Origin of the sequence: Halomonas sp. SpR8 (assembly GCF_031010195.1) — a bacterium.
In the GTDB taxonomy this organism is placed as follows: Bacteria; Pseudomonadota; Gammaproteobacteria; order Pseudomonadales; family Halomonadaceae; genus Vreelandella.
In genome coordinates this window covers 88,924-113,527 of record NZ_JAUAMC010000005.1, presented here as the reverse complement: position 1 = coordinate 113,527, position 24,604 = coordinate 88,924, and the positions used below count along the sequence as shown (strand labels likewise).

The window sequence follows — 24,604 nt, the reverse complement described above, 5'->3', positions numbered from 1 at the left end:
CCGAATGAATCGCACCGATACGCTGCCTGATATAGTCGCCGGCCCCCTGTTGAGGCGCATCAGCACTACCCGTTTGGTGCTTTGGCTAGTCGCCACCCGGCCGCTGAACATGGTCTTGGTGCTGCGCCCTGGTAGCATCGATAGCCAGACGATTGGCTTGGCGCATCACCAGCAATGCATCGCTATCGGTGAACGCGCGTTTATTTATCTAATCGATTGCGAGCTTGAGTTAGCGCTGCCCTGCGACGAACGCATCGAATACGACCTGCAGGTGGAATCCCTGCAGGGCGAATGGCGCTCACTGCCCGAGTGGGCGCCGTGGCTGTGTTATGACGGCGCCGTGTATCCCGCTTTTGTAATTGCCTCGCGCCATCACCGACTGATGCACGGCTCCTGCCGCAAGCCCCATCACTTCAGTGCCGATGGCCTGGTGCGCGCCGATAGTTGGCTTGCCGAACAGCAGTCAACGCCCACCGAGTGGCCCGCCTGGCTGTTGATGACCGGCGATCAGGTTTACGCCGATGACGTGGCCGGGCCAATGCTGCGCGCCGTGCATGCGCTGATTGAACGGCTAGGGCTGGTAGATGAGTGGCTGGAAGGCGCTACAGTGGATGATAGTCAGGCGCTTTATCAGTCGCCTGATAGCTATTACCGGCGTGCGCAGCTGCTGCCCGATGTGACCAGCAACGTGGCGCTACGCGAGCGCTTTTTTGGCGGTGTCAAAAAGCCGGTGTTTACCTCGGCGAACGCGCAAAATCATTTAATGACGCTGGCTGAAATGCTCGCCATGTACTGCCTGGTGTGGTCGCCGACGCCCTGGCAAGTGATTGCGCAAACGCCGCCTGCCTTGGATGAAAAAGACGCCGAGCTGTATCGTCAGGAACAGGCGGTGATCGATACCTTTGTTGATGGTTTGCCCCAGTGCGCGCGACTGATGGCGCATTTGCCCAGCCTGATGATTTTTGACGACCACGATGTTACCGATGACTGGAACCTAACCGCCGATTGGGAACGTGCCGCCTACGGCCATCCGTTCTCTAAACGCATTATCGGTAACGCCCTGGTGGCGTATCTGCTCTGCCAAGCCTGGGGTAATGACCCGGATAAAATGAATCCGTTAGTCCATCACGCCTCGACCCTGCTGGGCGATGGCGACCAACCGCTAGTCTGTGCTGAGCAGGATGGGCTGATTGAGCGGTTGCTGCGTTTTCAGGGCTGGGAGTTTCAGGTGCCGGGCACCCCTGCGCTGATTGTGCTCGATACCCGCACCCGCCGCTGGCGCAGCGAACGCAGCCCACATCGGCCTTCGGGCTTGATGGACTGGGAGGCGCTAATGGAGATGCAGCAGGCGTTAATGGGCGCCAAGAGCGCGGTGATTGTCTCTCCTGCGCCGATGTTTGGCGTCAAGTTGATAGAGACAATCCAAAAACTGTTTACCGCCGTGGGGAAGCCGCTGGTGGTGGACGCTGAAAACTGGATGGCCCACCGCGGAGCCGCCAATACGCTGCTGCAGATTTGGCGGCACTCCAAAACCCCCGGCAACTATGTGATTTTATCCGGGGATGTGCACTACTCCTTTGTCTACGACATTGTGGTTCGCCATCAGCGCCGCGCGCCCCACCTGTGGCAAATTACCTCCAGCGGGATCAAAAATACCTTCCCCGAAAACCTGCTCAATACCTTTGACCGCCTCAACCGCTGGCTCTACGCCCCCTGGTCACCTCTCAATGCATTTACCAAACGCCGTAAGCTAAGCGTTCACCCCCGCGACCCGGATCGCGCCAGCGCCGGTGAGCGGTTGTGGAATGCCAGCGGTATTGGCTTGGTAACCCTTGACGAGAAAGGCCGCCCTATCGATATTCGCCAGCTTGACGCCGACGGCAGTGAAGTGGTGTTTCCAGCGCCTGATAAGCCTCTTACCTGATGGCCTTCAAAGCGCTCGTTAACCCTAACCGCCTGGCTCTCCAACTGGTCGTTAGGTAACCGCGACTGTCATTTTTCGTTCGCTAAAACGTCACCAAGTGGTCATAAGACTGCCCCGCCTTTGTCATCTGCCGTTGTCAGGATGTCGCTATCTTCTAACAACGCGCTAGGTGACCCATGCAATCTTTCTCTCTTTCTTTCTCGCATTCCATGTCACGTGCTTTGCCCCGCACATTAACCAGCGCCGCCGTTGCCAGTGCTTTCGCCTTGGCGGCGGTGAACGCCTCTGCGGATCTCTCATCGCGCTATGTGGACAACGATGGCGATATGATCGCCGATGTTCCCAGCGATGAGTCTCAGTGGGCCGGCCCCGATACGCTGGTGTTTGCCTACACGCCGGTGGAAGATCCTGCGGTTTATGCGGATGTCTGGTCTGACTTCCTTGACCACCTGAGCGAAGCCACGGGCAAAAAAGTCCAATTCTTCCCGGTACAGTCCAACGCTGCCCAGCAGGAAGCGCTGCGCGCGGGCCGTTTGCACGTCGCTGGTTTTAATACCGGCGGCGTACCGGTGGCGGTTAACTGCGGTGGCTTCCGCCCCTTCGCCATGATGGCCGCTGAAGATGGCAGCTTTGGTTACGAAATGGAGATCATTACCTATCCAGGCAGCGGCATTGAGGCCGTTGAAGACCTGGAGGGTCGCCAGTTAGCGTTTACCTCCGAGACCTCCAACTCTGGCTTCCGCGCACCCTCTGCGCTGTTGCGTTCAGAGTACGGTCTGGAAGCGGGTGAAGATTTTGAAACCGCCTTCTCCGGCTCCCACGACAACTCCATTCTCGGCGTGGTCAACGAAGACTACGAAGCGGCGGCGATTGCTAACTCCGTAGGCCACCGAATGATTTCCCGCGGTGTGGTTAACGAAGGTGATTACGACGTTATCTACACCTCGCAAACCTTCCCCACCACCGCTTACGGACTGGCCAATAACCTGAACCCGGAGCTTGCCGAGAAAATTCAGGACGCCTTCTTCAGCTACGACTGGGAAGGCACTGCCCTTGAGGCGGAATTCGCCAACTCCGGTGAAGCACAGTTTATTCCGATCACCTATCAGGAAAACTGGGCCGTTATTCGCACCATTGCCGACGCCAACGGCGTGACCTACGACTGCGATTAATCAGTCGGTTATCAGCCGTTATTCGGCCAGGAGGGCTTACCTTCTGGCCGTTTCGCTATACATAAGAGGTGGAACGATGTTGACACTAAGTGGCGTAGGCAAGCGCTACCCCACCGGGGATCGAGCGCTGACGGATATTGAACTCACGCTGCCCAAAGGCCAGGTGATGGCGCTGATTGGGCCATCGGGCGCGGGTAAAAGCACGCTCATTCGCTGTGTGAACCGATTGGTTGAACCCACCCAAGGCAGCATTCGCCTGGAAGATGCCGAGCTCACCAAGCTTTCCGGGCATAAATTGCGTCATGCCCGCCGCTCCATGGGGATGATTTTTCAGGAGTACGCGTTAGTAGATCGGCTGACCGTAATGGAGAACGTGCTTTCCGGGCAGCTCGGCTACGTGGGCTTTTGGCGCAGCTTTCTGCGCCGCTACCCCCAGGAGGCCGTGGTCGAAGCCTTCCGGCTGCTAGAGCGGGTAGGCCTGACCCATGCCATCGATAAGCGCGCCGACGCCCTGTCCGGCGGACAGCGGCAACGGGTCGGCATTGCCAGGGCGCTACTGCAGAGCCCCAAGCTGCTGCTGGTCGATGAACCGACCGCCAGCCTTGACCCGAAAACCTCCCGCCAAATCATGCGCCTGATTCGCGAGCTGTGCGCCGAGCGCGAATTAGCGGCGATTATCAATATTCACGACGTAGCACTGGCCCAGCAGTTTGCCGACCGTATTGTCGGCCTGCGCGCGGGTGAAATCGTCTTTGATGGTCTGCCCAGCGAGCTGGATAGCGAGATGCTTACCACGATCTACGGGGAAGAGGAGTGGGATACCACGCCGGAACCCATGGACGATGAAGCCACAGACGAGGAGCCGGTTAATCCTCCTTACGCACGGGTGATGTCAGCCATTGAAGCGGGAGCGGCACGATGAGCGAGCAGGCGCGTCAACAGGCGGCGCGGCGCGGTGAGTGGCGGCGTCTACCGATGATTGAAAGTCCGCGTTTGCGCTGGGGTCTCGCTGCCGGCGCGGTGGTGTATGTGTTGTTAGCGCTTGCCTCGGTAGAGGTTAACTGGGCACGGGTCGCTGAAGGGTCAGCGAGGGCGGTCAATTTTTTAGGCGCCTTTATACAGCCCGATTTTATCAGCCGCTACGACGATATCGTCGCGGGGCTGATGGAGAGTTTGACCATGACGCTGACGTCCACGGTATTAGGCGTCCTGCTGGCGATACCCGTGGGCTTAGGGGCGGCGCGCAACATTTCCCCGCTACCTATCTACTTTGTGTGTCGCGCGATTATCGCCGTTTCCCGCACGTTTCAAGAGATCATCATCGCCATTCTATTTGTGGTGATGTTCGGCTTTGGGCCGTTTGCGGGCATGATCACTCTGGCCTTCGCGACGATTGGTTTTATGGCCAAGCTGCTGGCGGAAGATATTGAAGACTTGGATTGGCGCCAGGTGGAAGCGGTGCGTGCCACGGGGGCTAGCTGGTGGCAAACCATGAATCACGCCGTGCAGCCCCAGGTAATGCCGCGTTTGATCGGGCTTTCCATGTACCGTCTGGACATCAACTTCCGCGAGTCGTCGGTGATCGGCATTGTCGGTGCAGGCGGTATCGGCGCCACGCTGAATACCTCGCTGAGCCGCTATGAGTACGACACCTCAGCGGCGATCCTGCTGATCATCATCGCCATCGTACTGCTGTGCGAGTACAGCTCAAGCCATGTCCGCCGCTGGACCCAGTAATTTCTGGCCTGATCATTTGTGGAGACGTTATATGCCTGTTTCAACTACCCCCCAAGGCCAGCCGATTTGGCAGCGGCGCACCACCCGCGCTCAGTGGCTGCAGTACCTGGCCTGGCTGGCGGGTGTCAGCCTGTTTCTGCTCTGCTGGAAGGTCATTTCCGATAACACCATGTGGGTGTTTGTGGAGGACGCCGGTCGCCAGGGTGCAGATCTGATCAGCCGCATGACCCCACCCAAGTGGGGCTACGCCAATGTGCTCTGGAAACCCATGTGGGACACCATCAATATCGCCACCTTGGGCACCGCGTTAGGCATTATCATGGCCTTCCCAGTGGCATTTTTGGCCGCCCGTAATACCACGCCGCATCCGCTGATTCGCAGCGCCGCCCTAATGGTCATCGTCTCATCGCGCTCCATTAACTCGCTGATTTGGGCGATGCTGCTGGTGACTATTCTTGGCCCCGGCGTACTGGCGGGGATTATCGCCATCGCGCTGCGCTCCATCGGCTTTGTAGGCAAGCTGCTGTACGAAGCGATAGAAGAGATTCACCCCACACCGGTAGAGGCAATTAGCGCGACAGGCGCGAGCCGTATGCAGGTGATGAACTACGGCGTGTTACCGCAAGTCATGCCCGCCTTTGCCGGAATTAGCGTCTACCGCTGGGATATCAATATCCGTGAATCAACGGTATTGGGTTTGGTTGGGGCAGGAGGGATTGGCTTGCAGTTGAATGCCTCGATCAACAGCCTTGCCTGGGATCAGGTCAGCGTTATTTTCTTGATGATCTTCGCGACTGTGCTGGTGTCCGAGTGGATCTCCGCACGGGTTCGTCACGCTATTATTTAATGCCGACAGCGGTAACCGTCGGTAAGGAGTCGAGTATGCGTTTTCCGGATGCGCAGACCATCACCATTGATTTGCTGCGTCACGGCGAGCCGGTAGGTGGCCGAATGCTGCGCGGCTCCACTGATCACCCGTTGAGTGAAACCGGCTGGCAGCAGGTGACCGATGCAGTGATGCGCCATACGGTCGAAGGGCATTTACCTTATGATGCGATTGTCACTTCGCCGTTAACGCGCTGCCGAGAGTTTGCGTTGTGGTTAGGTGAAGAGTTTGATCTACCCGTTCAGGTGGAGGATGACTTGGCTGAGCTGCACCTGGGGCAGTGGGAAGGTAAAACCCACGCTCAGGTGTTTGCTGAAGAGGGCACTGCGCGGATGAGTGCGTTTTGGCGCGATCCCTCTAGGGTGTCTCCGCCGGGTGGTGAAACGATGCAAGCCTTCGATGCCCGGCTCGCTGAGGTATGGCAGCAGCTGTTAATCAACCCCCCCGGCAAGCATGTGTTGGTGGTGGCGCATTTGTTTGTCTGCAATGGCCTGCTGCGTCAGGTTATTGGGCAGCCGCTTTCGCGGGTGCTGGCAATGGATCTACCCTATGCGGCGCTTAGCCGGGTTCGCCATGAACGCCATGAGCTGGGTGAGACCACGTTTGTTGAGTGGATCGGGCGTTAAACATTGGCGGCTAGGTAGGCTTTGCGCCATCATGAAGGCATATTGGCTTATCGGAGACAGCCCATGCCCTTGGCGCGTTTGTTGTCTTTACCCTACGGGTTAATATCCTCGCGGAGGTGGTTACTCGTCTGCCTGACAATGCTGGTGTTAGCGGGCTGCGCAAGCCGCGATCTTACCCCTATCGAGGCGCCCCCTAACCGTGCGGGACTCTCCATGGAGCGGGCGCTGATTCTTTCCCACGCGCAGCAGGCAATAGGCACGCCGTATCGATTTGGTGGCAATACGCCCGATGGGCTCGACTGTTCAGGGCTGGTGGAAATGACCTACGGTGCAGCGGGTATACGCGTGCCGCGCACCGCCGATGAGCAGTTTCGCGCCTTGCCACACGTCGACGCGCCACGCCCTGGCGATCTGCTTTTCTTTGGCGACCGTCGCAAAGCTACCCATGTCGGTATTTATCGTGGCAACGGCCAGATGATTCACGCGCCGGGTAATGGCCGAGCCGTGGTCAGCGTGCCGCTGGAAATCGATTACTGGCAGGCGCGCTTTTTGGGCGCAGCCAGTCCCGCCCCTTAACTTATTCCATGTGTGATATCGTGCAAAAAAATCGCAACATGGCATCAATATTGCTTTTATAATGTGGCAATTGGACTTTCGGGCTTACCCGCTTGAAAGAGAACGGCCTGCCTACCCGGCGTTGGCTGTTGTTACATTAGGAGATATACCATGTCTGCCTCACCTGTCACATTGATGGTGGCTCGTCGCGTTGAGCACGGTCGCTACCGTGATTTTAATCGCTGGCTTAACGAAGGGCGCGAATTAGCCGCCGATTTTACTGGCTATCTTGGCTCTGGCGTATTGGCGCCGCCCGCTAATGACGATGAGTACCAGATCATCTTCCGCTTTAGCAGCAGCGAAACCTTAACCGCCTGGGAGCACTCCGCCTCACGTCATGCGTGGTTGGCTCGTGGTAAAGGGTTGTATGAAGCGCCTCATGAGCATCGGGCCACCGGTTTGGATGCGTGGTTTCAAACCGGCAGCAGTGCGCCGCCGCGCTGGAAGCAGGCGGTGGCCGTATGGCTAGCCTTCTTTCCCATATCGCTGCTGTTTCAGTGGGTATTTGGTGGTGTGCTGGCAGGCTGGGCGCTGGTGCCGCGAGTGGTGGTTAGCACCATGATGTTGACGCCTGTGATGGTGTTTGTATTTATTCCGCTATCGATGCGCCTGCTATCGCCGTGGCTACAAGGTAAATGGTCTCCATTGGATTTACTCGCCCGTTGGCGCCAAGCGCATCGCTCATAATGGGCGTTCAAGCATAAACATTAGCTCTAGATAAACATTAGCTCTAGATAGACACTTGTTTTAGATAGACACTTCCATGGAGTTCGGCGCTGCCAGGGTGCTAACCTTAGCAAATTGACCCTACACGCTTGATCTTTATGATACTAAGCTAAATGTACAAGCAGTGAAGGATAACTGTCGCCAGTGCAACGCTGGCGTACAACACAGCCCCATGGAGTGTTTATGATCCACGTTCACCACCTGGAAAAGTCTCGTTCTCATCGCATTCTATGGCTACTTGAAGCCTTGGCGCTGGACTATGAGCTGGTTGTGTATCAACGCGATGGTAAAACACAGCAGGCGCCAGAGGCGCTGAAAAAGATCCATCCGTTGGGCAAGTCCCCAGTGATTACCGATGGTGACCTCACCGTGGCGGAGTCAGGGGCTATTATTGACTATCTCATACAGCGTTACGGCCAGGGGCGGTTGCAGCCTTCGCCGGATGATATGCGGGCGTGGGTTGATTATCGCTACTGGCTGCACTATGCCGAAGGTTCCTTAATGCCGCTGCTGGTAATGCAACTGGTGTTTGGACAAATCCCCAAACAGTCTCCCTGGTTCATAAAGCCACTGGCTAAAGGCATTAGCGATACGGTGAGCAAGCGGTTTTTAGCCCCGCAAATCAAACGCCACCTCCGCTTTATTAATGAGCACCTCTCGGCACACGGCAATTTTGCTGGCGCCTGGCCTAGCGGCGCCGATATACAAATGAGTTTTCCGCTACAGGCGGTGGCCGCCGTGCAGTCGTTAGAACAGTATCCTGCTATTGCCGCTTTTGTGTCGCGCATCGAGCAAGATCCTGCGTGGCAACGAGTGGTGGCGAGAGCGGGCCCGCTTACTATGCCTGGGCAGTGAGTCCCCATTGGTCATTGGAGACTGCGCTCAGCCTGCGAGCAGTTAGCAACGTGGTCTCATCAAGGGGCATATGAGCTGCTCACGGATAAAACCGATGCGGCGATTGAGTATCTTTCGAGAGTAATTAATCAATATCAAAAACCCCCTTTCCAGTAAGCTAGAAAGGGGGTTGATAATGTGCTTATTGGGCGCTGTGCTTAACTAAATAGCGCAAAGCTCTCGGCGTTAAGCCACATGTGTACCAAAATGCTGGCGACATAACCAAGAAAGATGACCGGCGACCAGCGCAGGTGCCCCATAAAGGTGTAGGCACCTCGCGCTTGGCCCATGACCGCGACACCGGCCGCTGAACCAATCGACAGCAAGCTTCCCCCAACGCCTGCGGTTAAGGTAATCAGCAGCCATTGGCCGTGGGACATATCGGGCTCCATGGTGAGTACCGCAAACATCACGGGAATGTTGTCCACCACGGCAGAAACGACCCCTAATACGATGTTGGCAGCCGTGGCGTTCCAACCGGTATAGAGCGCTTCTGACAGCAGGCCGAGATAGCCCATAAAACCCAGCCCGCCAACGCACATTACGACCCCGTAGAAAAACAGCAGCGTATCCCACTCTGCGCGCGCCACGCGGTTAAAGACATCGAACGGCACCACGCCCCCCAACTGTTCGAGCTTCTTATTGTCGCCCCGGCGGCTGTAGCGTTCGCGCTTGCGCTCCAGCGAACGTGGCAAGCTGCGGCGCAGGTAGTAGCCGAAGAACTGCAAGTAGCCTAGCCCCGTCATCATGCCCAACACCGGCGGTAAGTGGAGTACCACGTGGCACAGTACGGCAGTGGTGATGGTGAGCAAGAACAGCGCCACAATGCGCCGGGCACCGCGCTTCAGCCAGACATCCTCGTACACGCTTCCTGGTTTCTCGTCTTTAATAAACAGGCTCATAATGGTCGCGGGAATCAAGAAATTGACCAGAGCGGGGAAGAACAGAATGAAAAAGTCCTGGAAGGGGATCATACCTGCCTGCCAGACCATCAAGGTCGTGATATCACCGAAGGGACTAAACGCGCCTCCCGCGTTAGCGGCAACGACGATATTAATACAGGCAAGGTTAATGTAGCGCTTGTTGCCTTCGGCTACCTTGGTCACCACCGCACACATCAAGAGTGCGGTGGTAAGGTTATCGGCAATTGGAGATAGCACGAAGGCGAGGCCGCCGGTCAGCCAAAACAGCGTGCGATAGTTGAACCCTTTACGCAGCATCCAGGAGCGTAGGGCATCAAACACCCGACGCTCTTCCATTGCGTTGATATAAGTCATCGCTACCAGCAAGAACAGCATCAGCTCGGTGAACTCCAAAAGTGTCACGCGGAAAGCGTACTCAGACGCCTCCGACATGCCGTTTTGGACATACACCCAGCCGATGAGGCTCCAGATGATACCGGCAGCCACTAACACCGGTTTCGACTTGCGCATATGGATCTTTTCTTCCGCCATGACCAGGGTATACGCCAGGACGAAAACCGCGACAGCGAAAAAGCCAACCGTAGAAGTGGTGAGGTCTAACTCACCGGTGACTGCAAATGCACTTGGACTTACGCCTAATAGTAAGGCCGCTAACAAAAAAAGCCAGCGACGATATAATCGTGGCTGGCAAGAGGGTTGGCACAACGTAGGCATGTGACGTTCTTCCTCATAGTTAAGTTGTCAGGGAGGGATAAAAAACGCGTCCATTTTATCATTTTATATTGCGCCGCAATACCTTATAAAAACGAATGAAAGCAGTTTTTATTAAGGTGATAGCATCTTTTTTTAGGAAATTAATCCTTTAGGTAATAGCAACGTTAGCAATGTTAGTTAATGGTCGGTGATCATAGAAAGGTAAATGTTATACTAACGCCGAATAGTATTATTAGATAACTTCCCAACTTTATACCTGCTCTTGCTAATGCACTATGTTAAATCAGCGCCTGGGCTATGGCTGGACGGGTATGTAAGAGGGGGTTGCCAATGTCGATGGAGAGATGTGCTCGTTGGGGTATAGTCATGCTATGTTGATGCCGCCAAGTTCACAGCTTGGTCTAATCACGACTGGATACGATAAAAACGAGGCTGGTTAGCAAACCGCCGCTGGACACGTTAAGGAAAATAACGATGCGCAACCCCTTTCGCTCCCTTCGCCGCACGCTTGGCGTGTCGGTTGCTACGCTCGCCTTGGCAACCACCGCGCTCTCCGCCAGTGCTGAAACCCGTGTGACCTATAAATCGGCCTCAGCCGGTACCGCCTATTATCAGATGGGCGTAGAACTCTCAGAAGCGATTCGCCAGGGCACGGATGACGCGATCATCCTCACGCTGGAAGAGAGCCAGGGCTCCGTTCAAAATGTAATGGAAGTCATGGCCCGGCAAGGTAACTATGTGTTTACCACGCCGCCGGCACTCGTTGAACAGGCCATGGCCGGAGAGGGCGCTTTTGCTGAGCGTCAGAATCCCCGCTTCCAAGAGATTCGCGGCTTGTTCCCAATCCCTTCGATCACCATGCACTTTGTATTGGCGGGTGATGAAGGCGTGACCGATATTGCCGCCTTGGAAGGCAAGCACTTATTGATTGGCCGAGGCACCTTTGGCGCCCGTGAGGCCGACCGCTACCTTGAACTGTTTGGCCTAAAGGAGCAGGTTCAAATTGCCGATGCGGCTATTGGTAGCGGGCCTGATGCGCTCAAAAACGGCCAGATCGATGGCTTTGTGACCGCTAGCTCTTTCCCAACCCCCAACGTGATTGAGACGGCTGCCAGCATGCCGGTGACCTTGGTTAGCCTAACCGACGAGCAGATCGAACAGACCGGCGCACCCCGTCAAACAATCCCTGGCGGCACTTATCCAGGCGTTGATAAAGACGTCGCAACCACATCGCTGCCGGTGATTGCCTACACCACAACGAATATGGACGATGATACGGCGTACATGCTCACCAAAACGTTTTGGGAGCGTCGCGATGCAATGGCGGAAGAGGCCGCATGGTGGAGCAGTATTACCCCTGACATGCTGGAAAACATGACCGGCACACTGCATCCCGGTGCGCTGCGCTATTACGAAGAAGCAGGCATCGAGGTGCCTGACGCGCTGCGTTAATTCAGCTACTTTTTTATCTCCCCACTGCCATAGCCTTTGCGCTGTGGCAGTACCGTATTGATGCTGGATTGATAGGCAACTGGGTATGCGTGTTTTTTCCTCATTGCAAGCGGCGTCACCGGCGGATGATTCAGTCGCGCCGGGTTGGGTGGCGTTAGGCGCGGTCAGCGTGGTGTTCCACCTTGGGTTGATTTTTTACGGTTTAACACCTGCGCTCGTCAGCCGGCCATTACATATGGCGCTGCTGTTGCCGTGGGTGCTGGTGTATATGGCGAGCACATCGGTGCAGCGAATTAGCGGCTGGGTGCTAACGGTATTAGGCATTGCAGCGTGCGGCTACATTGCGCTTAACGAGGCCGCGCTGGCCAATCAGTACGGCTTTATTGATACCCATCTACAGATGGCGATTGGGCTGTTCTTAATCGCCCTGGCGCTTGAAGCTGCGCGCCGAGCGATTGGCTGGCCACTGCCGCTGGTGGCGCTGCTGGCGCTGATGTATGGCGCTTTGGGGCAGTATATCCCCGGTGCTTTTGGCCATCCGGGGCTGCCGCTGGCAAGCATGGTGGGTACGCTGACCATTGCTGAAGGCGGGCTGTGGGGGTCGCTTACAGGCGTTAGCGTTAGCGTGGTGGCGATTTTCGTGATTTTTGGCGCGGTGCTTAATGCGGGCGAGGCGGGTCAGGGTTTTATGAATCTCGCCAGCGCGGTGGCGGGTCGACTCACCGGTGGAGCCGCCAAAGTGGCGGTTATTTCCTCGGCGTTGATGGGCTCCATTTCAGGTTCGGCGTCGGCTAACGTGGCTTCCACCGGGGCGATTACCATTCCTTCCATGGTGCGGCTGCGCTACCCGCGCTCGCTGGCTGGCGCAGTGGAGGCGGTCGCCTCTTCAGGAGGGCAAATTATGCCGCCGTTGATGGGCGCGGGCGCATTTGTGATGGTGGAGCTAACCGGCACGCCCTACACGCAAATTATGGCCGCCGCCATGCTGCCAGCGGTGCTGTATTTTTTGACCGTCTGGGTGGGCATTAATGCCTATGCAACCCGGCATGATCTCCAGCCTGTTGCGGAGAGCGAACGACCCAGCACCAAAGAGGTGCTAATTACCTCGCTGTTTTTCGCTATTCCGTTTTTGCTGCTGTTGGAGCGTATATTTAACGCTGGTTTTACTCCCCAGTACGCCGCCAGCATTGCGATTTTTGCGGGTATGGCCCTGCTGTTTTTCGATGTCAGACTACGCTTTTCACTCCCTGGCTTTGCTAATCGCTTAGCGGACGCAGCGGTAACCGCAGGGCGTCAAATTGCCGTGATTGGCGCTATTATTCTGTGTGCGTCGCTGGTGGTTGGCGTGCTGTCACTGACCGGTTTGGGCGTTAAAATTACCTCGGGTATTCTTTCGCTCTCCAACGACATGCTATGGCCTGCGCTGCTGCTAACGGCGCTTGCCTGTTTGATCCTTGGTATGGAGGTGCCCACCACAGCCGCCTATGTGATTTGTGTCTCCGTCGCCGGGCCCGCGCTAACCTCGCTAGGTTTGGAGCCACTTTTAGCGCACCTGTTTGTGTTCTGGTACGCGCTGCTCTCGACCATTACGCCGCCGGTGTGTGGCGGTGTGTTTATCGCCGCGGGTATGGTCGGCGAAAACTGGCTGAAAGTGGCGTTCAAAGCGATGGCGCTTGGTATTGGGCTGTATATTATTCCTCTGGCGATGGTGGCCAATCCAGAGATAATCCAACTGGCCTTCAATCCCACGAATGCTCTGCTGGACGCACTGAAAGTAGCGATAGGATTAAGTGCTATCTCATACGGTATCATTGCGCGTAAAGCGCTGTGGCAACGGGTAGTGCTGGTCGTGTTGGGAATCGTCGTTATTTTTGTGTTTTAGTTGTCGTCTATGTTTAGTCCTCAAGACACAGCGGTGAAGAGGCGGGCAACGGCGTAGTGGCAAACACTACCCAGGTGTCTAATGCAGGGCCCAGTGATTGCACTAGGCGCAACTGCTCAGGTGCCTGCGCTAGCACTTCTTCGGCACAGATACCCGCCTCAAAACGCCCTGCAAGCAGGCCTTCTGCCACCGCCACGGTGGTGGGTGCTTCAATAATGTCTGCATAGCTCGTCAAGTCGGTGTAATAGCGGGTCGCTGGTTGCAGCGCGACCTGGGTGGGGTGAGCAATAGCGCGTTGTGCTAATAGTGCCAGCGGCTTGCTGCCGGCAATAAACGTATCCACGGGATAAGCATGATGCATATAGCGGCCAACGCAATCGCTGTGCGTTGCATGGGCGGTGCACTGCAGTACGTGGCTCACTTGCCCAGCAATCAGTGCCTGGAAGGCGTCTTCAAACTGGCTGAACAGCGCGATGCTGTCTTCGCCACAACAGCGCAGGCTGAGATAGCGCTTGGCAATCAATTCGTGGTTATTACCGCTAGGTCCGAGGGTCGCAATGCGCACGGTGATCCTTATATGAAGTTGCAGGCATAGAGCCTAAATCCGGGAGGCTGTTGGCTCTATGCAAATTACTAGCAAAAAACATTAGAAAGCAGTAAAGCTCAACGCTATATAAGCCGCGTAACCGGCAAGCAGCGCAGCGCCTTCCCAGCGTGATAAGCGCATGCCGGTATACAGGAACAGGACCAGTACACTGGCTGCGCCGAGCATGACCCATTGATCAAATAAGACGACCCGTTCTACCAGTGGCAGCGGTTGTAAAAAAGCTGAGATGCCCAAAATGCCCAGCAGGTTAAAGATATTGCTGCCGAGAATATTACCCACCGCCACATCAGCATGACGGCGTATGGCCGCAATCACCGAGACCGCCATTTCAGGCAGCGACGTACCTATGGCCACAATGGTTAAGCCGATGACCGCTTCGGAAATTCCCATTGCCTGCGCTAAGCCAATGGCACCAAATAGCAGCAACTGCGAACCACCAATCAGCATGCCCAGTCCGACCACCAGCGCGACGGCGATCATCCATCCTGTGGTCGGTAGTTTGGTCATTTCATCTGCTTCTGAGACGTGCATATCCGCTGAGGGAACGTGATGGCGGCTTTCACTGACGTATGCCCAAATAAGATAGCCAACAAGCCCTGCTAGAAAAATGCCGGCATCTGCGCGCCCTAAGGCGCCGTTAAACGCAAGACCAATAAACAGCAGGCTCGCCAGCACCACCACCAAACCATCCCGGCGCAGCGCTAAGGGTTGCACCACCATGGGGCTAATAACCGCGCACATACCTAAAATCAATAAAATGTTGCCAATATTACTGCCCACAATATTGCCCACAGCAATATCTGGCTGTTGGTTTATCGCGGCATCAATTGACACCACCAGTTCAGGCGCCGACGTGCCAAAACCTACCACGACTAGCCCTGTTAACAGTGGCGAAACGCCTACTTTACGAGCGCCAGCCACTGCACCACGGATGAGTGACTCACCCCCGAGGGTGAGTAGCACAATACCCGCCAACAAACTAAGTCCATATAGCATGTTAAGACCTCTTCCAGAGTACTCCCCAGGCCGCGAATAACGCGGGGTTCACCTGGTTCGTAGAGCGCGCTGGGCGATCGGATTATTAGTGCCCAGCTTATCGGCAAGATTACGGCTATTTTTCATAATTTGCGCGGTTTTATAGCGGCTAAGAGAGGCGGGCCGTTAAATTAAAAAAGCACAAAAGCTTTGACCTGCTGCCGTCCACATGGCAGGATATACCCAGTTAGTAAGTTAGCAAGCAAGCATGGTTTCAGAAACATTCGAATTCTTTCGGTAGTCTGTAATTGTATTCCTTGTTCTACTCACTATTTATCTGGGTAATACCAGGATTTTACAATTCGCAACTGCGAAAAGGATTTATATCATGGCAACTGGCACAGTTAAGTGGTTCAACGACTCCAAAGGTTTTGGCTTCATCGCACCGTCTGACGGCAGCGACGACGTTTTTGCTCATTTTTCTGAAATTCAGGCTGATGGCTTCAAATCTTTGCCTGAAGGCGCTAGCGTCTCTTTTGACGTTACCCAAGGTCAGAAAGGCCTTCAAGCTTCAAACATCAAGCTGCTTTCTTGATCCTAGCGATCATTTAAGCTCTCGAATCTTTTGATTCGATGATCGGGCCCCGCGCAAGCGGGGCCCGATGCGTTTGTGTCTGTTAAAGTTTTTTTATTTAAGCGTATCCTCTCTGGCTGGCGCCAAGTAATAACTCAGATTATCGGTTGAAGCGCAAAGCTTAGACAAGAATGAGTTTGATTAAAGTTATGTTATAATATACCTTATTGTGAAGCTGTATTACTTTGCAATTGGCAAAAGGAGAGATTGGATATGACGACATTGTCACTTAGAGGCATCGTTGCGCTTGCATTTAGCGCTTTGCTATTAACGGGTATTCAAGGCGTAAGCGCCAACGATCACGACCATGCTCACGATCACGATCACGATCACGATCACGATCACGATCACGACCACGACCACGATAGCGATATCTATTCGGGGTATTTTGAGGACGATCAGATTAAGGATCGCCCATTGTCGGACTGGGAAGGTGATTGGCAATCTGTCTATCCGTACCTGCAAGATGGCACGCTAGATGAAGTATTTGTTGATAAAGCAGAGAATGGCGATAAAACCGCTGAAGAGTATAAAGACTATTACGATACAGGTTATGAAACCGATGTAGAGCGTATCGTTATCGATGGTAGTAATGTTACCTTTTTTGCAAGCGGCGAAGAGGTGTCGGGCAACTACCAGTACGATGGCTATGAGATTTTAAATTACCAAGCGGGCAACCGAGGTGTTCGGTTTATTTTCGAGCTTGAGGGAGAGGGCTCTGGAGAGCTACCCCAGTATATCCAGTTCAGTGACCACAGCATTTACCCCACGGACGCACACCATTTCCACCTTTACTGGGGTGATGATCGTGAGGCGCTGTTAGAGGAAGTGACTAACTGGCCTACCTATTATCCTTCCGAGTTAAACGGTGACGAAATTGTTGGTGAAATGCTAGCCCACTAATGGGCAGTCGCTATAATTTAATTGATCGTAACAGCGCTGGCCTTATGCCAGCGCTTTGCTTTTATTGGCACTTATCAACTAGGATTCAAGGGAGATGATGTACTCCCTCAATATTGCTTTATCCAAATGGAATAGGATCACTCACTATGCGTTTATCTACACTTCTTTTAGGGGTAGGTTGTTTAGTCGCAAATAGTTTTACATATGCGGGCGATACATGTGATAGCGCTACTACTCAGGCTGAACTCACCGAATGCTCCGCGCAGGCGTATCAAGCGGCTGATGATAAGCTCAATGAGACTTATCAGGAGCTTGTGGGTCAACTAAACAGTAACGCTGACGCATTAGAGAAGCTTAGAACTGCCCAACGGGCGTGGATCGGTTTTCGCGACGCTGAGTGTGCATTTGAGAGTAGCGCTGTTGAAGGCGGTAGTGCACAGCCTATGATCCAAAACGTATGTCTTGAAACGCTGACAGAGGCACGTACTAATCAACTGCGTGAGCATGCTAGCTGTGAAGAGGGCGATCTAAGCTGCTCTCGGTAAAAAAAAGGCAGCAGGCAATCACCCGTTCCACTCGCTGCGCGCCACTGCATTGTGGGCGTGCAGGCTCTCGGCATGCACCACCTTAAGCTGAAAACCGGCGATCCCCGGTGCCTGCCGCAGAGCTTTATCGACCCGCCTTGCCGCGTCTTCGCAGAACATCAGGTTTTGCCCGTTGGCCAGGGCAAACGCCTGCTCGTCAATACGCTTCACGGCGGTTTGCAGTGCGGTGCCTAGCGCATTCTCGATACGATCAATCGCACGTTCTAGCCAATCTGCTATGGGTAGTTCATCGTTTTCACCCTCGGCTAAACGCAGCGAGCACTCGACAAAGCTGCGCTGGCTGTGAGGCGTGGCTAATATGCCCTCTTCGCTGCCCAGCCATGCCGATACCGCCGATTGGGTTAGCGGGATTTCTGAAAAATCTTCTGCAAAGGCTTGCTGGATAGACTGCCGCGCCAGCGCCGCCGAGCAGGGGCAGGTAGACGAATAGCCCACCGTCAGCCCCAGTTCAACTTGAAATCCGGCAGGGGTTAATTGGCCGCGCAGTGAAAAGGGGTAGCTTTTCCATCCGGCGAGCGGACTAATCAAGGCTTGCCGCTTGAGCGGCAGTTCGCCTTCCACATTCAGGTACGCCTGCTGGGATATCCCCTCCTGGCTGGTTAAAAACGTGCTCAATATGTCCTTCACCGTTGGCAAGGTAAGCGGTGCGTCCTCAAGCGGTGCCATCGCCAAATAGAGCCGCGACATATGGATACCGCGTGCTTCGCTATCATCAAGGCTCACCCCCGCGTCCAGTTTGGCTATCACACTGCGAGTGCCCAGTTGGACAGGCAGCGCAATGCCCTCCATGCCCACCCAGGTCAATGTACTCGTTAAGCGGGTGGTTTGGCTGGCGATATCGGGTAAGGTCAAAACGGTCATTGGGCTACCTCTTGAGAGGAGTGGAAGAAGTTGTACAGCTCGGCCACGGTGTCAGGCGCCACATTGTGGGTAATAAATACAAAGCGCGATACGCGGTCGCCCACGCTGTTGGCTGGCAGCGGCGCTGGCGGGTGAAAAATGTGCTGCACGCCGTGAAGCGCTAGCGGCGTATCTCTATCAGTGAGGTGCACAATGGCTTTAATGCGCAGCATTTTGTCGCTCATTAATGACATCAACACATCCAGCCAGCCTTCCAAGGCGTCAGGCTCGATAAGCTCGTTAACGCTAAAGCAGAAGGCATTAATACCGTCGCTGTGCGGGGAGTCGCCGGGCTGATGAGTATTCAATGGCGAACGGTTCAGCGGCGCGGTCAAAGCGTCCGGATGGGCGTCTGCTTGGTGTACAGCGTAGCTGCCCGCTTTGAGCCACTGCTCCACCTGGAACCCCTTGGTGTCGCCACCATGTAATCCTGCCCCCACCAGCAAATCTGCGGAGAGTTCGCCATTAAACACCTGCCACTGCGCCGCGGCGGGGTTCAACCTGGCCAATCGATTTGCCAGTTGGGACACGCTCTCTTCGCTCGCCAGGTCGGTTTTGGTCATCAGCAGTTTGTCGGCCACCGCGATTTGCTGTTGCGACTCCGGGTGGGCGTCCAGGGTTGCCAAACCACTTGTGGCATCAACGCAGCACACCACGCTATCTAGTTTAAAGCGGTGCGCTAGCCAGTAATCCGTCATCAGCAATTGCAGCAAAGAGGTTGGCTCCGCTAGCCCAGTGGTCTCAATCACCACCCGGGAGGGCAAAGGCTTCTCTTGAGCCTCTAAGTCTTCCATCGCCTGCTGCAGCGTACGGCTCAAATCGCCCCGCAGGGTGCAGCATAAGCAGCCGCTGCTCATTTCGATCACCGCCTGCTCATCGCTGTGGGTAATCAGCTGGTGATCCAACCCGATGGCACCAAACTCATTGATCACCACCAAGGTGTTGTGCATGGAGGTTTGGTGAACCCAGCGATTGAGTAGCGTGGTCTTTCCACTACCCAAGAAGCCGGTCAGCAGATTGACCGGTATTAATGACGGTTCCTGCATAACAGCTTACTCCCAGCGCGCTTTGCGATAATGGTGTTCTTGTTGCTCCTGACGCTCTTTTGCTTCAATGCATAGTTTCGCGGTGGGCCTGAACATCAACCGGGGTAGTCCAATGGGCTCGCCGGTCTCTTCGCAGTAGCCGTACTCGCCGCTCTCAATGCGTTTTAAGGCTGACTCAATGTTTTTAAGCAAACGGCTCTCGCGATCCGCCTGGCGCAATGCCAAGCGCAGCTCCTCCTCAAAGGAGGCTTGATCCGATTCGTCACTGTCGCGTTCACGGGAAGCGATGACGTCCTTCATCTCTCTTAAGTGCGCTTCAATCTCGGCACGTTCGGCCTGCAGTCGATGTCGGAAAAACCTCAATTGCTCGTCGTTCATATAGTCACTGGCGGGCATCGCCAGTAGCTGCTCTGCCCAGGCTTTATCAGCGGATGCGCTTTGTTCTTGCACACTCATACTTGTCTCTTGCATATCCCTATCGCACCTTAAGGTAAACGTTATAACGTAGCATAAAATGCCAACAGACGAAGATCCCTGCTAACTGGCGGTCAACCGCTCCATTAGCCGCTGCTGGGCCGTACGATGTTCAGCGGCATCCGGGGTTTGAACATGTTCTAACAGTAACGCTACGGCTTGCTTAATAGGCAGTACGCCCAGGTCTTCGCCCTCACGAGTGCGCAGGGCAATACTGCCCGCCTCGCGCTCCTTGGCGCCTGCCACTAGCAAAAAGGGGATGCGCTGCAGGGTTTGCTCGCGAATTTTGTAGCCGATCTTCTCGTTGCGCACATCCACCTCGGTGCGCACACCTGCCCCGTTGAGCAACTGCGCCACCTCCTGGGCGTAGCGGGCATGGTCATCGGTGATCGACAGTACCACTGCCTGAACCGGCGCCAACCAGGCCGGGAGTTTGCCCGCGTAGTGTTCGATCAGAATGCCGATAAAGCGCTCCAGCGAGCCAAACAGCGCCCGGTGCAGCATCACGGGGCGCTTGCGCTGGCCGTCTTCAGCCACGTACTCAAGGCCGAAACGCTCGGGCAGGTTCATATCCACCTGAAGCGTGCCGCACTGCCAATCGCGGCCAATGGCGTCGCGTAGCACAAACTCAAGTTTTGGGCCGTAGAAGGCGCCTTCACCGGGGTTGAGCTGATAGGTCAGGCCCATGCCCGTCAACGCCTGCTCCAGCGCGCCTTCCAGCAGATCCCAGCTGGCATCGTCACCCATGCGGCTCTCTGGCCGAGTAGAGAGTTTGATACGCACATCCTCAAAGCCGAACTGGCGGTAGATATCCAGCACCAGGGCCACCACATCCCGGCACTCGGCATCCATCTGGCTCGGCGTGCAGTAGATATGGGCGTCGTCCTGGGTAAAGTGGCGCACACGCAGCAGCCCGTGGAGCGCGCCGGAGGGCTCGTAGCGGTGCACCTTGCCAAACTCGCCCATGCGAATGGGCAGGTCGCGGTAGCTTTTTAAACCGTGGCGGTAGAGCAGCACGCTGCCGGGGCAGTTCATCGGTTTGAGCGCCAGCGAGCGTCCATCCTCGGTGTCGGTGGTGAACATATGCTCGCGGTAGTTGTGCCAGTGGCCGGAGATTTCCCATAGGCTGCGATCCATCACATCGGGGGAGTTGACCTCCACATAGCCCGCCGCCTGCTGGCGGCGGCGCATATAAGCGACCAACTGCTGGAAAACCGCCCAGCCGCGGGGATGCCAGAACACCGCGCCCGGCGCATCTTCCTGGAAATGAAACAGATCCAAACCCCGGCCCAGGCGTCGGTGGTCACGCTTTTCCGCCTCTTCAAGGCGCTGCAAGTAGGCTTTGAGCTGCTTTTTATCCGCCCAGGCGGTGCCGTAGATACGCTGTAGCTGTTCGTTGTTGGCATCGCCCCGCCAGTAGGCACCGGCCAGTTTGGTCAGTTTGAACGCTTTGAGAAAGCGGGTATTGGGCACATGGGGGCCAAGGCACATATCCACATACTCTTGGTGGATATACAGCCCCACACTGGTGACGTCCGCGGGCATTTCTTCGATCAGGTGCTGCTTGTAAGTCTCACCGCGCGCCTTAAACAGCTCGGCCGCCTCCTCCCGGGGCGTCATGCGCTTTACAACGTCATATTGCTGATCAATCAGCTCGCTCATCCGCGCTTCAATGGCGGCGAGATCGCTGGGCGTCAAGGGGCGTTCAAAGGCGATATCGTAGTAGAAGCCAGCGTCAATCACCGGGCCAATCACCATCATGGCGCTAGGGTAAAGCTGCTTAACCGCATGGCCGATCAGGTGGGCGCAGGAGTGGCGGATAATCGCCAGCCCTTCATCATCCTTGGGGGTAATGATCTGCAGCTGGGCATCGTGATCAATCACTTCGCAGGCATCGACCAGGCGACCATCGAGCTTACCGGCCAGGGTCTGTTTCGCCAGCCCAGGGCCAATGGCGTGCGCCACCTCGGCGACACTAACTGGGTGGTCAAAGTGGCGTTTGGCGCCATCTGGCAGCGTGACAGTTACTGTCTGTTCTAAGGTGGGCATGTTCATCGCTTAAAACTCGTTATGGATTGCCTTATAGCCCAGCACCAGATCATTATTGGTGCGGGCGACATCTTCGGAGAACTCACTGGCTTCGATTGAGACTTGTGGCAAAAACGCCAGATCGGTTTCCGGGCCAATGCGTTCAGTAGAGTGAACATAAAAGCCAGCAGGAAGATGGCAGCCATCAACCACTGCGTTATAGCGCACCACACATCGATCCTCGATCGTGCAGTTGAAAAGCACACTGTTAAAACCGATGAATACATGACTGCCTACCGTGCAAGGACCATGCACGATTGCCCGGTGAGCGATTGACGTATGCTGGCCTATCGTCACCTTGGCGCCGGATTTTGAGTGAATAACAACGCCATCTTGAATATTAGAATGGGCACCGATAACGATTGGATCGATATGCCCATCCGCATCGACTTCATCAGCTCGAATGACGGCATAGGGGCCGATAAAAACGTTCTCTTCAACAATCACTAAGCCGCAAATAATGGCGGTAGGATCAACAAAGGCGCTGGGAGCAATTTTAGGCAAATCGCCACGCGGATTTTTTCTGATCATAAAGGGCCTTTAGATAAATGGATGCTAATCATAATGACGGCGTGGTTAACCACTATTACGACGATGAAACCATCGGGATGGATCAGGGGGGACGCTTGAGCACCAGCAGCACGCGCCTTAGCAGCGTCAAGTGAGGAAATTCCACTAACATGCCGATCACCAGAGCAGCGTAGATGAGGGGCTGGCCGGGCAGCACCGTCATGGTCACCGCTAGCATCAGCGGCGCATTACGGGCGGCGATGGTCATGGTGAGTAGCGCGTGTTCGGGGTAGTCCAGGCGGCACCCGCGGCTGATCGCCTCGCTAAGCAGGAAGGTCAGCACAAAGAACACAAACACCGACAGCAGCAGCCAGGCAAACACATAACGGTGGGCGAGGATTGAGGCGATATTACCGGCGAATATCTGCAGCACCAGCAGTGCAATCACCCAGGGGGTGATGCGGTCTGCAAAGGTTAGCCACTGTTCAAAACGTTGCTCGCCAAGCATAAAGCGTAGGGTGTGATGCAGCGTTAGGGCGGCGATCGCGGGCAGCAAAAACCAGTGCAGCAGCGTGGTAGCGATTAACTGGGGATCAACCGCGCCCGTATGCGGGGTAAACCACTGCAAATAGAACGGGTAAAGCAGCAGCTGTAGCGCCATATTAATCGGTATCAGCGCCATCCCTAAGGCGACATTGCCCCCTGCCAAGCGGGTAAAGCCCAGAAACCAGTCGGTGCAGGGCGACATAAAGTAGATCACTAGCCCCACCATCAGCAGTGGGTGCGCTGACATAAATAGCGACGCCACGCCATAGCCAATCAGGGGTACCAACACAAAGTTAGCCATGATGGCGATGACCATAAAGCGCAGATTGCTCGCCTGTCGGGCAAGCACGTTTAAGCGCACGCTGAAGAACAGCAAACCAATCATGGTGAGCAGCGTGGTATCGACGTTATCGCCCAGCCACTGGCCGCGGACGGGGGCGAAGTGGCCGAGTAGCGCGCCGATAATAATCGCGATCACCAGCAAGCTGGAGGTCAGCGTGGCAGCGGGTAAGTGGTCGCGGGAGCTAAGGGTCAGCATTGGCAATCCTCGCAGCACTCCTGGTTGCCGAACGCGCCCCACACTTGGTTATCCTCTTCCAGTACCCAGGCATCAATGTCCAGGCGCTCGGCCAAACAGGTAGCGATCATGCTGAAGCGCTGGCGAAACTTGTAAACAAAGCAGTAGATTTGGGGGTCGTGACGCACCTGGGGGCCAACTAAAAATAGCCCTGGCGTTAGGGTGGATTCGTCCAGCTCGGTGAGCATTACCTGTCCCTTCGCATCCCACTCCCACCATTCATCGATCTGGGTGGCGCCGCCGCCACTGAGAAAGCCAGTGCCCAGAATCGGCGGCTGCTCGCACGCCCACTGACGGCCATCGGCGGCGTGGATGCTAAAGCCGCTGTCCGCATTGGCCACGACTTCAACAATATCCGCACCGAAAACAATCTCCAGCCGCCCGGTGTTGACCGCCTCATTCAGACGGCTACGGGTGTAGGGTGACAGCGACAGGCTGGGGTCGTGGGGGCTACTGGGATCCCAGGAGGATTTGCGCGCCAGCAGGCGCACCGAGCGCCCCAGCTGGACCAGGTTGACCGCCGCATCGACGCCACTTTCGTAGCCGCCGATCACCGTATAGCGGGGGGCGGTGAAGTCTGCCCAGTTTTCCACCTCGGCATAGTGGGGGCACCAACTGGCCCCGGGGAATGGCGCCAGCGCGGGGAACTGATACTCGCCGGTGGCCCATACCAGAAAGCGCGTGTGCAGCTCGCCCTGTTCGCCACTGATGATAAAGCCGCCGTCTGCCGTAGGCGTGACCTGCTGGACGAGCCAGTTTTCGTGGACGGGTAATTCATGCTGCTGGGCAATAAAGCTTAAATAGTCGGCGTACTGGGCGCCACTGGGGTGCTCTACACCGCAATATAATGCGGGTGAACTCAATGCATCTACCGCGTTGAGATCGGCCAGGCCGAAGGGGTTGCTGTAAAAAGAAGGGGTGATAAAACGCGTTTGCGCGGGCCAGCGGCGCAGCGACTCACCAATACGCCCGCCTTCCAGCAGTACATAATCGAGATCGGGCAGTTTTGCCAGCAGGGTGGCCAAACCGACCCCAGCCGGGCCCGCCCCGACGATAATCACATCATAGTATTGCATTACGCGCCTCCATCCTCATACCGTCACCGCGTCGGCGAACGGCCTAACACGCCGACAGTAAATCCAGCGTCTGCATAGCCTGATAGCAGGCTCGATATAGCGCTCGGTGATC

Annotated in this window: 24 protein-coding genes; 14 read left to right on the top strand and 10 right to left on the bottom strand. The window is 55.7% G+C overall.

Annotation, left to right across the window (positions count from 1 at the left end):
• The first annotated feature begins 4 nt into the window (after positions 1–4).
• The 9 genes from QT230_RS11540 to QT230_RS11500 all read left to right on the top strand — a co-directional run bounded on the left by QT230_RS11540 (position 5) and on the right by QT230_RS11500 (position 8,541).
• Entirely contained in the window at positions 5–1,924 is a 1,920-nt protein-coding gene (locus tag QT230_RS11540) for an alkaline phosphatase D family protein (RefSeq protein WP_308321946.1), read from the top strand.
• Positions 1,925–2,133: 209 nt separating this feature from the next.
• Positions 2,134–3,096: a phosphate/phosphite/phosphonate ABC transporter substrate-binding protein gene (gene phnD / locus QT230_RS11535; protein ID WP_308321945.1), complete on the top strand. Its 963-nt coding sequence runs from the start codon at positions 2,134–2,136 to the stop codon at positions 3,094–3,096.
• A gap of 76 nt (positions 3,097–3,172) precedes the next feature.
• The gene (phnC, locus tag QT230_RS11530) at positions 3,173–4,018 is read left to right on the top strand and encodes a phosphonate ABC transporter ATP-binding protein (protein ID WP_308321944.1); all 846 of its coding nucleotides are present in this window, start codon (positions 3,173–3,175) and stop codon (positions 4,016–4,018) included.
• Entirely contained in the window at positions 4,015–4,833 is an 819-nt protein-coding gene (phnE, locus tag QT230_RS11525; RefSeq protein ID WP_308321943.1) for a phosphonate ABC transporter, permease protein PhnE, read from the top strand. The genes phnC and phnE (QT230_RS11525) overlap by 4 nt, the downstream gene beginning before the upstream one ends.
• A gap of 31 nt (positions 4,834–4,864) precedes the next feature.
• Positions 4,865–5,680: a phosphonate ABC transporter, permease protein PhnE gene (gene phnE, locus QT230_RS11520; protein WP_308321942.1), complete on the top strand. Its 816-nt coding sequence runs from the start codon at positions 4,865–4,867 to the stop codon at positions 5,678–5,680.
• A 35-nt stretch (positions 5,681–5,715) separates the two neighbouring features.
• Entirely contained in the window at positions 5,716–6,345 is a 630-nt protein-coding gene (locus QT230_RS11515) for a histidine phosphatase family protein (RefSeq protein ID WP_308321941.1), read from the top strand.
• 63 nt (positions 6,346–6,408) lie between these two features.
• Positions 6,409–6,921, top strand: coding sequence for a C40 family peptidase (locus QT230_RS11510; RefSeq protein WP_308321939.1), 513 nt, complete (start codon positions 6,409–6,411; stop codon positions 6,919–6,921).
• 150 nt (positions 6,922–7,071) lie between these two features.
• Entirely contained in the window at positions 7,072–7,647 is a 576-nt protein-coding gene (locus QT230_RS11505; protein WP_308321937.1) for an antibiotic biosynthesis monooxygenase, read from the top strand.
• 222 nt (positions 7,648–7,869) lie between these two features.
• Positions 7,870–8,541: a glutathione S-transferase gene (locus QT230_RS11500; RefSeq protein ID WP_308321935.1), complete on the top strand. Its 672-nt coding sequence runs from the start codon at positions 7,870–7,872 to the stop codon at positions 8,539–8,541.
• A 197-nt stretch (positions 8,542–8,738) separates the two neighbouring features.
• Here QT230_RS11500 and nhaD read toward each other — a convergent pair whose 3' ends face one another.
• On the bottom strand, positions 8,739–10,217 hold the full coding sequence (gene nhaD, locus QT230_RS11495) for a sodium:proton antiporter NhaD (RefSeq protein ID WP_308321933.1): 1,479 nt from the start codon (positions 10,215–10,217) through the stop codon (positions 8,739–8,741).
• A gap of 474 nt (positions 10,218–10,691) precedes the next feature.
• Here nhaD and QT230_RS11490 point away from each other — a divergent pair, with 474 nt between their 5' ends.
• Both QT230_RS11490 and QT230_RS11485 read left to right on the top strand, forming a co-directional pair.
• Entirely contained in the window at positions 10,692–11,669 is a 978-nt protein-coding gene (locus QT230_RS11490) for a TAXI family TRAP transporter solute-binding subunit (protein WP_308321931.1), read from the top strand.
• 85 nt (positions 11,670–11,754) lie between these two features.
• A complete protein-coding gene (locus tag QT230_RS11485; RefSeq protein WP_308321930.1) occupies positions 11,755–13,551 on the top strand; it encodes a TRAP transporter fused permease subunit in 1,797 nt (598 codons plus the stop codon).
• Between the two features lie 13 nt (positions 13,552–13,564).
• Here QT230_RS11485 and QT230_RS11480 read toward each other — a convergent pair whose 3' ends face one another.
• Positions 13,565–14,116, bottom strand: a complete 552-nt coding sequence (locus QT230_RS11480; RefSeq protein WP_308321928.1) for a hypothetical protein — start codon at positions 14,114–14,116, stop codon at positions 13,565–13,567.
• An 81-nt stretch (positions 14,117–14,197) separates the two neighbouring features.
• The gene (locus QT230_RS11475; protein WP_308321927.1) at positions 14,198–15,154 is read right to left on the bottom strand and encodes a calcium/sodium antiporter; all 957 of its coding nucleotides are present in this window, start codon (positions 15,152–15,154) and stop codon (positions 14,198–14,200) included.
• 367 nt (positions 15,155–15,521) lie between these two features.
• Here QT230_RS11475 and QT230_RS11470 point away from each other — a divergent pair, with 367 nt between their 5' ends.
• The 3 genes from QT230_RS11470 (at position 15,522) to QT230_RS11460 (ending at position 17,215) form a co-directional block, all read left to right on the top strand.
• Entirely contained in the window at positions 15,522–15,728 is a 207-nt protein-coding gene (locus QT230_RS11470) for a cold-shock protein (RefSeq protein WP_308321925.1), read from the top strand.
• Between the two features lie 252 nt (positions 15,729–15,980).
• A complete protein-coding gene (locus QT230_RS11465) occupies positions 15,981–16,670 on the top strand; it encodes a metal-binding protein ZinT (protein WP_308321923.1) in 690 nt (229 codons plus the stop codon).
• 146 nt (positions 16,671–16,816) lie between these two features.
• Positions 16,817–17,215 (top strand): lysozyme inhibitor LprI family protein, encoded by a 399-nt coding sequence (locus tag QT230_RS11460; RefSeq protein WP_308321921.1) that lies wholly within the window; start codon positions 16,817–16,819, stop codon positions 17,213–17,215.
• A gap of 18 nt (positions 17,216–17,233) precedes the next feature.
• Here the strand turns inward: QT230_RS11460 and folE2 are convergent, their stop codons facing one another.
• The 7 genes from folE2 to QT230_RS11425 all read right to left on the bottom strand — a co-directional run bounded on the left by folE2 (position 17,234) and on the right by QT230_RS11425 (position 24,492).
• The gene (gene folE2 / locus QT230_RS11455) at positions 17,234–18,136 is read right to left on the bottom strand and encodes a GTP cyclohydrolase FolE2 (protein WP_308321919.1); all 903 of its coding nucleotides are present in this window, start codon (positions 18,134–18,136) and stop codon (positions 17,234–17,236) included.
• Positions 18,133–19,221 carry a GTP-binding protein gene (locus tag QT230_RS11450; protein WP_308321917.1) on the bottom strand — a complete coding sequence of 363 codons (1,089 nt, stop codon included), beginning with the start codon at positions 19,219–19,221 and terminating at the stop codon, positions 18,133–18,135. Before QT230_RS11450 ends, folE2 begins: the two co-directional genes overlap by 4 nt.
• Positions 19,222–19,227: 6 nt before the next feature.
• Positions 19,228–19,677, bottom strand: a complete 450-nt coding sequence (gene dksA / locus QT230_RS11445) for an RNA polymerase-binding protein DksA (protein WP_308321916.1) — start codon at positions 19,675–19,677, stop codon at positions 19,228–19,230.
• An 81-nt stretch (positions 19,678–19,758) separates the two neighbouring features.
• Positions 19,759–21,744 carry a threonine--tRNA ligase gene (thrS, locus tag QT230_RS11440; protein ID WP_308322212.1) on the bottom strand — a complete coding sequence of 662 codons (1,986 nt, stop codon included), beginning with the start codon at positions 21,742–21,744 and terminating at the stop codon, positions 19,759–19,761.
• A 9-nt stretch (positions 21,745–21,753) separates the two neighbouring features.
• Positions 21,754–22,314 carry a carbonate dehydratase gene (locus tag QT230_RS11435; protein WP_308321914.1) on the bottom strand — a complete coding sequence of 187 codons (561 nt, stop codon included), beginning with the start codon at positions 22,312–22,314 and terminating at the stop codon, positions 21,754–21,756.
• Positions 22,315–22,396: 82 nt separating this feature from the next.
• Entirely contained in the window at positions 22,397–23,377 is a 981-nt protein-coding gene (locus QT230_RS11430) for an arsenic resistance protein (protein WP_308321912.1), read from the bottom strand.
• Positions 23,371–24,492: an NAD(P)-binding domain-containing protein gene (locus QT230_RS11425; RefSeq protein ID WP_308321910.1), complete on the bottom strand. Its 1,122-nt coding sequence runs from the start codon at positions 24,490–24,492 to the stop codon at positions 23,371–23,373. Before QT230_RS11425 ends, QT230_RS11430 begins: the two co-directional genes overlap by 7 nt.
• Positions 24,493–24,604: the final 112 nt, after the last annotated feature.

What these genes read in the sequence shown, in the direction of transcription:
- QT230_RS11540 (WP_308321946.1), top strand. Translation starts at nt 5, where the DNA reads ATGAATCGCACCGATACGCTGCCTGATATAGTCGCCGGCCCCCTGTTG.
- phnD (WP_308321945.1), top strand. Translation starts at nt 2,134, where the DNA reads ATGTCACGTGCTTTGCCCCGCACATTAACCAGCGCCGCCGTTGCCAGT.
- phnC (WP_308321944.1), top strand. Translation starts at nt 3,173, where the DNA reads ATGTTGACACTAAGTGGCGTAGGCAAGCGCTACCCCACCGGGGATCGA.
- phnE (WP_308321943.1), top strand. Translation starts at nt 4,015, where the DNA reads ATGAGCGAGCAGGCGCGTCAACAGGCGGCGCGGCGCGGTGAGTGGCGG.
- phnE (WP_308321942.1), top strand. Translation starts at nt 4,865, where the DNA reads ATGCCTGTTTCAACTACCCCCCAAGGCCAGCCGATTTGGCAGCGGCGC.
- QT230_RS11515 (WP_308321941.1), top strand. Translation starts at nt 5,716, where the DNA reads ATGCGTTTTCCGGATGCGCAGACCATCACCATTGATTTGCTGCGTCAC.
- QT230_RS11510 (WP_308321939.1), top strand. Translation starts at nt 6,409, where the DNA reads ATGCCCTTGGCGCGTTTGTTGTCTTTACCCTACGGGTTAATATCCTCG.
- QT230_RS11505 (WP_308321937.1), top strand. Translation starts at nt 7,072, where the DNA reads ATGTCTGCCTCACCTGTCACATTGATGGTGGCTCGTCGCGTTGAGCAC.
- QT230_RS11500 (WP_308321935.1), top strand. Translation starts at nt 7,870, where the DNA reads ATGATCCACGTTCACCACCTGGAAAAGTCTCGTTCTCATCGCATTCTA.
- nhaD (WP_308321933.1), bottom strand. Translation starts at nt 10,217, where the DNA reads ATGCCTACGTTGTGCCAACCCTCTTGCCAGCCACGATTATATCGTCGC.
- QT230_RS11490 (WP_308321931.1), top strand. Translation starts at nt 10,692, where the DNA reads ATGCGCAACCCCTTTCGCTCCCTTCGCCGCACGCTTGGCGTGTCGGTT.
- QT230_RS11485 (WP_308321930.1), top strand. Translation starts at nt 11,755, where the DNA reads ATGCGTGTTTTTTCCTCATTGCAAGCGGCGTCACCGGCGGATGATTCA.
- QT230_RS11475 (WP_308321927.1), bottom strand. Translation starts at nt 15,154, where the DNA reads ATGCTATATGGACTTAGTTTGTTGGCGGGTATTGTGCTACTCACCCTC.
- QT230_RS11470 (WP_308321925.1), top strand. Translation starts at nt 15,522, where the DNA reads ATGGCAACTGGCACAGTTAAGTGGTTCAACGACTCCAAAGGTTTTGGC.
- QT230_RS11465 (WP_308321923.1), top strand. Translation starts at nt 15,981, where the DNA reads ATGACGACATTGTCACTTAGAGGCATCGTTGCGCTTGCATTTAGCGCT.
- QT230_RS11460 (WP_308321921.1), top strand. Translation starts at nt 16,817, where the DNA reads ATGCGTTTATCTACACTTCTTTTAGGGGTAGGTTGTTTAGTCGCAAAT.
- folE2 (WP_308321919.1), bottom strand. Translation starts at nt 18,136, where the DNA reads ATGACCGTTTTGACCTTACCCGATATCGCCAGCCAAACCACCCGCTTA.
- QT230_RS11450 (WP_308321917.1), bottom strand. Translation starts at nt 19,221, where the DNA reads ATGCAGGAACCGTCATTAATACCGGTCAATCTGCTGACCGGCTTCTTG.
- dksA (WP_308321916.1), bottom strand. Translation starts at nt 19,677, where the DNA reads ATGAGTGTGCAAGAACAAAGCGCATCCGCTGATAAAGCCTGGGCAGAG.
- thrS (WP_308322212.1), bottom strand. Translation starts at nt 21,744, where the DNA reads ATGCCCACCTTAGAACAGACAGTAACTGTCACGCTGCCAGATGGCGCC.
- QT230_RS11435 (WP_308321914.1), bottom strand. Translation starts at nt 22,314, where the DNA reads ATGATCAGAAAAAATCCGCGTGGCGATTTGCCTAAAATTGCTCCCAGC.
- QT230_RS11430 (WP_308321912.1), bottom strand. Translation starts at nt 23,377, where the DNA reads ATGCTGACCCTTAGCTCCCGCGACCACTTACCCGCTGCCACGCTGACC.
- QT230_RS11425 (WP_308321910.1), bottom strand. Translation starts at nt 24,492, where the DNA reads ATGCAATACTATGATGTGATTATCGTCGGGGCGGGCCCGGCTGGGGTC.